We start from the raw sequence: 8,379 nt of genomic DNA, 5'->3' as shown, positions 1-8,379 counted from the left end.
ATGTGGACCCTACCAAGGGCGAAGACAACCGCGAATGCGGCCTGCACCTTGCGCACTGATGGCCCTTTCCTCCTGCCTCCCCTGCCTCCCCACGCTCCACCAAGCTGACTTATGAACGCCCGTACACCATCTCCTCTGCTGCCAGCCGACCCGGCGATCTCCATCGCGCGGCTGAGCAACTCCCACCTCGATGCGCTGGAAGAAGAAACCATCTTCATCCTGCGCGAAGTGGCCGCCGCTTTCGAGCGCCCGGCCCTGCTGTTTTCGGGCGGCAAGGATTCGCTGGTGATGCTCAAGTGCGCGGAAAAGGCTTTCGGCGTGGGCCGCATTCCTTATCCGCTTTTGATGATCGACACCGGCCACAACTTTCATGAAGTGACCGACTTCCGCGACTTCCGCGCCAAAGAACTGGGCGCCGAGCTGATCGTGCGCAACGTCGAAGACTCCATGAAACGCGGCACCGTGCGCCTGGCCCATCCGGGCGAGTCCCGCAATGTGCACCAGTCGGTGACGTTGCTTGAGGCAATTGACGAATTCCGTTTTGACGCGCTGATTGGCGGTGCCCGCCGCGACGAAGAAAAGGCCCGCGCCAAAGAGCGCATCTTTTCGCACCGCGACAGTTTCGGCCAGTGGCAGCCCAAAGCCCAGCGCCCCGAACTCTGGACGCTCTTCAACACGCGGCTGCAACCGGGCGAGCACTTCCGTGTGTTTCCGATCTCCAACTGGACAGAACTGGACGTCTGGCAGTACATCGAGCGTGAGCAAATTGCGCTGCCATCGCTCTACTACGCACACCAGCGCAAGGTAGTGGAACGCAAGGGCCTTCTGGTGCCGGTGACAGAACTGACCCCCGCCCGCGACGGAGAGCAGGTTGTTGAAAAGACCGTGCGTTTTCGTACCGTCGGCGACATCACCTGCACCTGCCCGGTCGACAGCCCGGCCGCCACCGCCGCTGAGATCGTGATCGAGACGCTGGCCGCCGACGTAAGCGAGCGTGGTGCCACGCGCATGGACGACAAGACCTCAGACGCTTCCATGGAAAAGCGCAAGAAAGACGGGTATTTTTAGTTCTCCCCCGGGCAGGCTTCGCCTGCTCCCCCCAGGGGCGGCGCCTGCGGACCGGCACAGCCGGACCCGCGGCCCCTACTGATAAAGACCTTGCCACCATTTTTGAGACTGAGATGACTACAAGTACCCACACTACTGATTTGATAGCTGGTGGCGCACAGCCAGCAACGGTTTCAGGCCAAAATGACCTGAAACCCGCGTTGAAATTCATCACCTGCGGTTCTGTCGATGACGGCAAGAGCACCCTGATCGGCCGCCTGCTGGTGGACAGCAAAGCCGTGTTGCAGGACCACCTGGCCGGCGTGCAGCGCCAGGGTGAAACCGACCTGGCATTGCTGACGGACGGCCTTTCGGCCGAGCGCGAGCAGGGCATCACCATCGACGTGGCCTATCGATATTTCGCCACCGAAAGCCGCAAATTCATCATTGGCGATGCCCCTGGGCATGAGCAATACACCCGCAACATGGTGACGGCCGCCTCCAGTGCCGACGCCGCCGTCGTGCTGGTGGATGCGACCAAGCTCGACTGGAAAAACCCTGCGCTTGAGCTGTTGCAGCAAACCCGCCGCCATTCGCTGCTGGTCAACCTGCTGCGCGTGCCGTCCATCGTGTTCGCCGTGAACAAGCTTGACGCCGTGGAAGACCCGACGCTGGCTTTCAGGAACATTCAAGCAGCGCTGGCAACATTCGCCCGGGCCGCGAAAATTCCGGTGAAAGCGACGGTGCCTGTGTCCGCCCTCAAGGGCTTTAACGTGGTGAACGCCCAGCCCGGCTGGTGCGGTTACGAAGGCTTGTCGCTCCTGCAGCTGCTGGAGCACCTGCCTGTCACGCCGGCTGAAACCACCGAGGCCTTTGCCTTTCCGGTGCAATGGGTTGAAAAGTTTTCGTCTTCATCCGACACCTCCCAGGGACGGCGCGTCTTCTGGGGCCGCGTTGCCTCAGGCGGCGTACAGCCGGGCCAGAGCGTGACCATACTGCCCAGCGGCAAGACGGCCGTGGTGGCGCAGGTGCTGGACCATGCCCGCCAGCCCAAAGCCATCCTGGCCGGCCACAGCGCGGGCATCGTGCTGGACCGGGAAGTCGATGTGTCGCGCGGCGACTGGTTGCTGGCCACGGATACCTTTGAGCCCTCACGGGAAATCTCGGCCACCGTGGCCTGGATGGACGACGAGCCGCTGGTTGCCGGACGCATCTATTGGGCGCTGCATGGCCACCGCTGGGTCAAAGCCAAGGTCAAACGCATCGTCCACAAGCTTGACGTCAATACCCTCGCCGAGGAAGACGCCAGCGAGCTGCCGCCCAATGCCATCGGCCACATCGAGCTGAGCCTGCAGGAGCCGCTGGCCACCCTGCCCTATGCCCGTTCGCGCATGCTGGGCTCGCTGGTCCTGGTGGACACTGCCTCGAACAAGACTTCAGGTGCCCTGCTGGTCCTTTGACCAGGATCAAACCCCGTTCCCTTCAACGACTTAACCCTGCTCCCGGAATCCTCTTAAAATTGAGGGTTTCCACCGATTAGCCCCAAATAACATGACTCACATCGTCTCCGAATCGTGCATCCGCTGCAAATACACCGACTGTGTGGATGTCTGCCCCGTGGATTGCTTCCGGGAAGGCCCCAACATGCTGGTGATCGATCCGGACGAATGCATCGACTGCGCCGTCTGCATTCCCGAATGCCCGGTTAATGCCATCTACGCCGAGGAAGACGTGCCGGCAGATCAAATCGCCTTCATCCAGCTCAATGTGGAATTGAGCCGTGCAGCGGGCTGGAAAAGCATCACCAAGCGCAAAGACGCCCTGCCCGATGCCGAGGAATGGAAAGACAAGACGGGCAAGCTGTCCGAATTGATCCGCTGACCAGCTCGCCCGAAACCCGGACCACTGGCATTTCGCCCTACCCTGCGCAGCCACGCGCTGCAAGGCGCCCAGGAACCATGGAACCTCAACTGAACCAAGAAGTGCTCAATACCGCAGCGCAGCACGACGGCCCGATCGAGACCGATGCGGTGATTGTGGGCGCCGGGCCCGTCGGCCTGTTCCAGGTGTTTGAGTTGGGCCTGCTGGAAATCAAGGCGCATGTGATCGACTCGCTGGCTTATCCCGGCGGCCAGTGCATTGAGCTTTACCCCGACAAGCCAATTTACGACATTCCCGCCGTGCCTGTGTGCACCGGCAAGGAGCTCACCGACAACCTGCTCAAGCAGATCGAGCCTTTTGGCGCGACCTTCCATTTCGGCCAGGAAGTCAGCGTGGTTGAAAAGCAGCAGGACGGCCGTTTCTTTGTCGAAACGTCAAAAGGCACGCGCTTCCTGACCAAAACCATTTTCATCGCTGCCGGTGTGGGCGCCTTCCAGCCCAAGCTGCTGCGTGTCGAGGGCCTGGAGAAGTTCGACGACAGCCAGCTGTTCTACCGCGTCAAAAGCCCTGCCGACTTCGCCGGCAAGAACCTGGTGATTGTGGGCGGCGGTGATTCCGCACTGGACTGGACGCTGAACTTTGTCGCCGAGGGCCCGAACAAGGCCGAGAGCGTGATCCTGATCCACCGCCGCGACGGCTTCCAGGCGGCGCCTGCCAGCGTGGCCAAAATGCGCGAGCTTTGCGACGCCTACGAGATGCAGTTCATCGTGGGCCAGATCACCGGCTACGAAGAAAAGGACGGCAAGCTGACCGGCGCCAAGGTCACGGGTTCCGACGGTGTCACGCGCGTGGTGCCGCTGGATGTGCTGCTGGTGTTTTTTGGCCTGTCACCCAAGCTGGGGCCGATCGCCAACTGGGGCCTGGACATCGAGCGCAAGCAGCTCAAGGTGGACACCGAGAAGTTTTCGACCAATGTTCCGGGTATCTTTGCCGTGGGCGACATCAACACCTATCCCGGCAAGAAAAAGCTGATTTTGAGTGGCTTCCATGAGTGCGCGCTGGCAGCCTTTGGCGCCGCGCCCTTGATCTTTCCGGACAAGAAAATCCACCTGCAATACACCACGACCAGCCCGAAACTGCACAAGGTGCTGGGTGTTGAGTCACCCGTGTTTGACGACTGAAGCATCCCGCTTCGCACTCACCTGAAAGCCCGCCTCCGTGCGGGCTTTTTTGTTGCCTGATCAGCACCGGGTTTGAGCCTCAGCGCCGTCATGGGATGCACCGCTGCACACACCCAAATTTCGGAATGATTCCGTCCTACAATTTGCGCAGCGCCCGCAAGGGTGCTTTCGCTGGGGGTGTTGCCGCGATTCGCCGTGTGCGAATTGCGGTGGCTGAGAAAGTCCCTTTGAACCTGATTTGAGGTAATCCTCGCGCAGGGAAGCATGTTCCGGATGTCCGCCGTTGTTGCGGGCTTCAGGCAGGCCGACCTGAAATCGATGATCGGAACTGCTGATGACCACCACTTCTACACCCGCTGCGGCCACTGCCAACACCGCGCTTTCACCACTGCCCTCCAGCGACCGCCTGTTCGGCTGGAGCGACCATGCCGCGCTCTGGCTCAGCCTGGGCGTGGGCCTGCTGGTCATGCAGATCGGCGCCTACCTGGTGCCGGCTGTGGGCACCCAGACCGCGCTGCTGGTGATCATCTGCGGCTCGGTGCTCGGCGCCGGCCTGCTGGCCTGGACGGCCAAAATCGGCTGCGACAGCGGGCTGTCGAGCGCCGGGCTGATGCATGCCACCTATGGCAGCAGCTTTGCGCGCCTGCCGGTACTGCTCAACATCGTGCAGCTCATCGGCTGGACCACCTTTGAACTGGTGGTGATGCGTGACGGGACAGTGGCCATCGCCCGCCAGTCCGGAAACTTTGCAGGCGCCTTTTGGCCACTTCTGGCTACGCTGCTGTGGGGCGCTGTACTGCTGGCACTGCTGTCGGGCTCAATGGTCAAACTGGTGCGCAAATTCATAGGCCGTTATGGGCTGCCGCTGGTCATCGCCTCATTGCTGTGGCTAAGCTGGCAGTTTCTGTCCAAGGCCAATGCCCAGGGCATGGCTGCACTGTGGAACCGGCCTGGCGAAGGCGGCATGAGCACGCTGTCCGCACTTGACCTGGTGATCGCAATGCCGGTGTCGTGGTTACCCCTCGTAGCCGATTTCGCGCGCCATGGACGCGATGGCAAAGCCGCGCTGCGCGGCACCTGGCTGGGCTATGCGATCGCCAATATCTGGTGCTACGCGCTGGGCGTGCTGGTTGCGATCACGGCACCCAGCACCGACCTGGTCGCCGCGCTGTTGCTGGCGCAAGGCGGCCTGATCGCGCTGGGGCTGATCCTGATCGACGAAGTCGACAACGCGTATGGCGATCTCTATTCAGGCTCCGTGGCAGGCCACAGCCTGAAGCCGTCCTGGAGCGTACGCCGCTGGGGTGTGGGACTGGCCCTGTTGTGCACCGCGCTGGCGCTGGTGCTGCCCATGCACAGCCTGGAGCCTTTTTTGCTGATGCTCAGTTCAGTGTTTGTACCTTTGTACGGCGTGATCCTGGCGCGGCTGGCCGGTACGGCCGGTATTGCTTCGCTGGTGACTGAGCGCAAGGTGAATGCCAGCGCCGTCGCGATCTGGGTGCTGGGCATTGCGTGTTATCACCTGTGTGCGAAGCTCGCGCCGGACTGGGGTGCGGCTTTGCCAACCCTGGTGCTGACCTTTGTACTGGCACGCCTGACGCGCAGCGGCCGCTCCGGTATTACCGCAGCGGCTTGAGCCGCATCGCGATGGGCGCGTGGCCGTGGTTCAGCGGCCCGCCGCCAGCGCCCGTTCGCACTCTGGCACCAGCCTCAAGCGCCGCGCGCACATAGGCGCGTGCGCGCTGCACAGCCTCCAATAGAGGGTGCCCCAACGCCAGGTGCGCGGCAATCGCGGACGACAGCGTGCAACCGGTGCCGTGGGTATTGGAGCTGGGAATGCGCGGCCCGCGCATCCAGTGAAGTTCGCCGCTTTGCATGGCCAGTAAATCGCGGACCACATCGCCGGGCAAATGCCCGCCCTTGAGCAGCACGGCGCGGGCGCCTTGGGCCAGCAGCTCCTGTGCAGCAACCTGCATGTCCTGCTCGGTGCCCAGCGACCGGCCGACCAGCAGCGAAGCCTCGTCGAGATTTGGGGTGACCACCATGGCACGCGGAAACAGCTCACGCACCAGTACCGCAATGGCCGGGTTGTCGATCAGCACGGCGCCGCTGGTGGCGACCATGACAGGATCCAGCACCACGTTCTGCAACGCATGCCGGTCAATTGCCTCCGCCACGGTCTGCACGATGTCGGGGGCGTGCAGCATGCCGATCTTCACCGCATGCGCGCCTATGTCTTCGATCACGGCATCGATCTGGTCCCGCAGCATCTGCGGCGGCACGCCGTGGATGGCGCGAACGCCGCGCGTGTTCTGGGCCGTCAGTGCGGTGATGGCCGTCATGCCGTAGCAGCCCAGCGCTGCAAAGGTCTTGAGGTCAGCCTGTATGCCGGCTCCGCCACCGCTGTCGGACCCTGCAATGCTCAGCACGCGGGGGTACTCGTGGTCAAAGGCGATTTCAGTCATCAGTCCAGCCATTCATTCCGTAATCCTCAGGAACACCCGTGAATTTAAACAGTGACGCCACTAGCGGCAAAATGCCCGGACATCATTCTGGGCAACGTCAAGGTCATATTTGTCTGTAGGTTGCCCATTGCGGTGCCTTACCGCGCCGCTGAGAACGTCCCGGGCCAAGGCACATCGTGACGCATCGGTGCCGTCTTCCTTTCCCCCGGAAAGCGATCGAGGCTGTTTTGGCGTGGGCGGACTGTCGGCCTCCTGCGGCGGCAGGCGCGGCTGCGTCTGCCTGTTTTGTTCGCGCAGATATTCGGCAGCAGGTTTGGCCGCTGGAGAAGGCGCAGGCTGAGGAGGCAACTTCACTTCGGCTGCCTTGGCCGGACCCGCATCATCCTTTCGCGAGGAATAGTGCGTTTGCCCCTTCGCATCTACCCATTTATAGACTTGCGCATGGCTGGCTGGCACCAGCAGGAAAGGTAGCAGGAAGGCGCTGAATATTCGCAGCTTGATGCCTGAACTTTGCATGCAGGCCATGCGCCCGATGTGATCGGCTTTGACCTGGACAGGCGAATGGATTTGACCCTGTTCCGCCCGGCGGCTCGCGTATCCGAAGATTTTCATGATCACAATGGTACTAGGTACCCCACCCGGCGAATGATCACTCCGCCGCGGCACGCACGAGGTCAAGGATTTCTGCGCTCCACCAGCGCGCATTTCCAGTCCGCATTTGCCAGTCCGCCTGGCGGCGAGCAATGAAAGCAAAGTGGTGACCTTGTACCGAGGCTCGAAGCGCCTGAAAAACAAAAGGCCTGCACTTGCGTGCAGGCCCTTGGATTTATTGGCTCCTCAACCTGGGCTCGAACCAGGGACCTACGGATTAACAGTCCGGCGCTCTACCAACTGAGCTATTGAGGAATACAGCCTTAGATTATAGCGTCAATTTTGAGGCTTTTTAAGCCTGCGGCGTGCGGCGAATGTCCTGTTCGCGTTCAACGGCGAATGGCGCACGCTGCCTTGGCAAAGACATCACGACATATGAGCCCTCAGCCCTTATTCAACGAGCGCAAGCAGCTATCAAATCAATAGCGCACTGCCATGCCGCCGTTTTGCCATCACACCTGGCCGCGCCGCAGCAATCTGCTGGGCTACCATGTGCGAATGCGCTCCAAGGCCCATTGTTGTTATGGCTCCATGACCTTCCATTTTTAAGCCATGGGTAAACTCCCACGCCCCGTGCCCTGGCTTGCCGCAGGCGAAAGCTTTCCTCCGCTCGACAGCGCCTGGGGAATTCATGACCCGGCGCCGGGCTTGCTGGCTGCGGGCGCCGCGCTGGATGTGCCGACCCTCGTCCATTCTTATTCGCAGGGGATCTTCCCCTGGTACAGCCTCGGCCAGCCCGTGCTCTGGTGGAGCCCGGACCCCCGCATGGTGCTGCAAACCCGCCACTTCAAGCTGCACCGGTCGCTGCGAAAAACGCTGGTCCGCTTTCAGGAACAGCCGCGCTGCGAAATCAGGTTTGACAGCGCCTTTGAGCGCGTCATCAGCGCCTGCGCCAGCAAGCCGCGTTCCGGACAGCCGGGCACCTGGATTGTCCCTGACATGGTGCAGGCCTATACCAGCCTTCACAAGGCCGGCCATGCACACAGCGTCGAAACCTGGGTCGACGGGGAATTGGTGGGTGGCCTGTACTGCGTGAACCTGGGCCGCATGGTGTTCGGCGAATCGATGTTTGCGCACGAGACCGACGCATCCAAAACCGCGTTGGCAGCACTGGTGGCTTTTTGCCGCTCAAACCATATCGCCATGATCGACTG

Annotated in this window: 8 protein-coding genes and 1 tRNA gene; 6 read left to right on the top strand and 3 right to left on the bottom strand. The window is 61.7% G+C overall.

Going from position 1 to position 8,379, the window contains the following annotated elements:
* Nucleotides 1-111 precede the first annotated feature (111 nt).
* From cysD to AC1D0Z_RS12995, 5 genes are all read left to right on the top strand, one after another.
* Nucleotides 112-1,068, top strand: coding sequence for a sulfate adenylyltransferase subunit CysD (gene cysD, locus AC1D0Z_RS13015; protein ID WP_477658647.1), 957 nt, complete (start codon nucleotides 112-114; stop codon nucleotides 1,066-1,068).
* Between the two features lie 113 nt (nucleotides 1,069-1,181).
* The gene (locus AC1D0Z_RS13010; protein ID WP_477658646.1) at nucleotides 1,182-2,507 is read left to right on the top strand and encodes a sulfate adenylyltransferase subunit 1; all 1,326 of its coding nucleotides are present in this window, start codon (nucleotides 1,182-1,184) and stop codon (nucleotides 2,505-2,507) included.
* 91 nt (nucleotides 2,508-2,598) lie between these two features.
* Nucleotides 2,599-2,928 (top strand): ferredoxin FdxA, encoded by a 330-nt coding sequence (gene fdxA, locus AC1D0Z_RS13005; RefSeq protein WP_477658645.1) that lies wholly within the window; start codon nucleotides 2,599-2,601, stop codon nucleotides 2,926-2,928.
* 77 nt (nucleotides 2,929-3,005) lie between these two features.
* Nucleotides 3,006-4,109, top strand: coding sequence for an NAD(P)/FAD-dependent oxidoreductase (locus AC1D0Z_RS13000; RefSeq protein ID WP_477658644.1), 1,104 nt, complete (start codon nucleotides 3,006-3,008; stop codon nucleotides 4,107-4,109).
* 334 nt (nucleotides 4,110-4,443) lie between these two features.
* Entirely contained in the window at nucleotides 4,444-5,745 is a 1,302-nt protein-coding gene (locus tag AC1D0Z_RS12995; RefSeq protein ID WP_477658643.1) for a purine-cytosine permease family protein, read from the top strand.
* On the opposite strand, the gene thiD is transcribed toward AC1D0Z_RS12995, so the two are convergent.
* From thiD to AC1D0Z_RS12980, 3 genes are all read right to left on the bottom strand, one after another.
* Nucleotides 5,729-6,574: a bifunctional hydroxymethylpyrimidine kinase/phosphomethylpyrimidine kinase gene (gene thiD, locus AC1D0Z_RS12990; RefSeq protein ID WP_477658642.1), complete on the bottom strand. Its 846-nt coding sequence runs from the start codon at nucleotides 6,572-6,574 to the stop codon at nucleotides 5,729-5,731. The genes AC1D0Z_RS12995 and thiD overlap by 17 nt on opposite strands.
* Nucleotides 6,575-6,634: 60 nt before the next feature.
* On the bottom strand, nucleotides 6,635-7,186 hold the full coding sequence (locus AC1D0Z_RS12985; protein ID WP_477658641.1) for a DUF4124 domain-containing protein: 552 nt from the start codon (nucleotides 7,184-7,186) through the stop codon (nucleotides 6,635-6,637).
* A gap of 218 nt (nucleotides 7,187-7,404) precedes the next feature.
* Nucleotides 7,405-7,480: transfer RNA gene (locus AC1D0Z_RS12980), tRNA-Asn, on the bottom strand.
* A gap of 297 nt (nucleotides 7,481-7,777) precedes the next feature.
* Between AC1D0Z_RS12980 and AC1D0Z_RS12975 the strand changes: the two genes are divergently transcribed.
* A partial coding sequence (locus AC1D0Z_RS12975; protein ID WP_477658640.1) for a leucyl/phenylalanyl-tRNA--protein transferase occupies nucleotides 7,778-8,379 on the top strand: 602 nt, incomplete at its 3' end.

The organism is Polaromonas sp. P1_E3 (assembly GCF_056405935.1).
The sequence above is the reverse complement of the archived record's forward strand: the minus strand, read 5'-3'. Positions and strand labels throughout refer to the sequence as shown.

Coding starts and splice junctions, on each gene's coding strand:
- cysD (WP_477658647.1), top strand. CDS start 112: ATGAACGCCCGTACACCATCTCCTCTGCTGCCAGCCGACCCGGCGATC.
- AC1D0Z_RS13010 (WP_477658646.1), top strand. CDS start 1,182: ATGACTACAAGTACCCACACTACTGATTTGATAGCTGGTGGCGCACAG.
- fdxA (WP_477658645.1), top strand. CDS start 2,599: ATGACTCACATCGTCTCCGAATCGTGCATCCGCTGCAAATACACCGAC.
- AC1D0Z_RS13000 (WP_477658644.1), top strand. CDS start 3,006: ATGGAACCTCAACTGAACCAAGAAGTGCTCAATACCGCAGCGCAGCAC.
- AC1D0Z_RS12995 (WP_477658643.1), top strand. CDS start 4,444: ATGACCACCACTTCTACACCCGCTGCGGCCACTGCCAACACCGCGCTT.
- thiD (WP_477658642.1), bottom strand. CDS start 6,574: ATGACTGAAATCGCCTTTGACCACGAGTACCCCCGCGTGCTGAGCATT.
- AC1D0Z_RS12985 (WP_477658641.1), bottom strand. CDS start 7,186: ATGAAAATCTTCGGATACGCGAGCCGCCGGGCGGAACAGGGTCAAATC.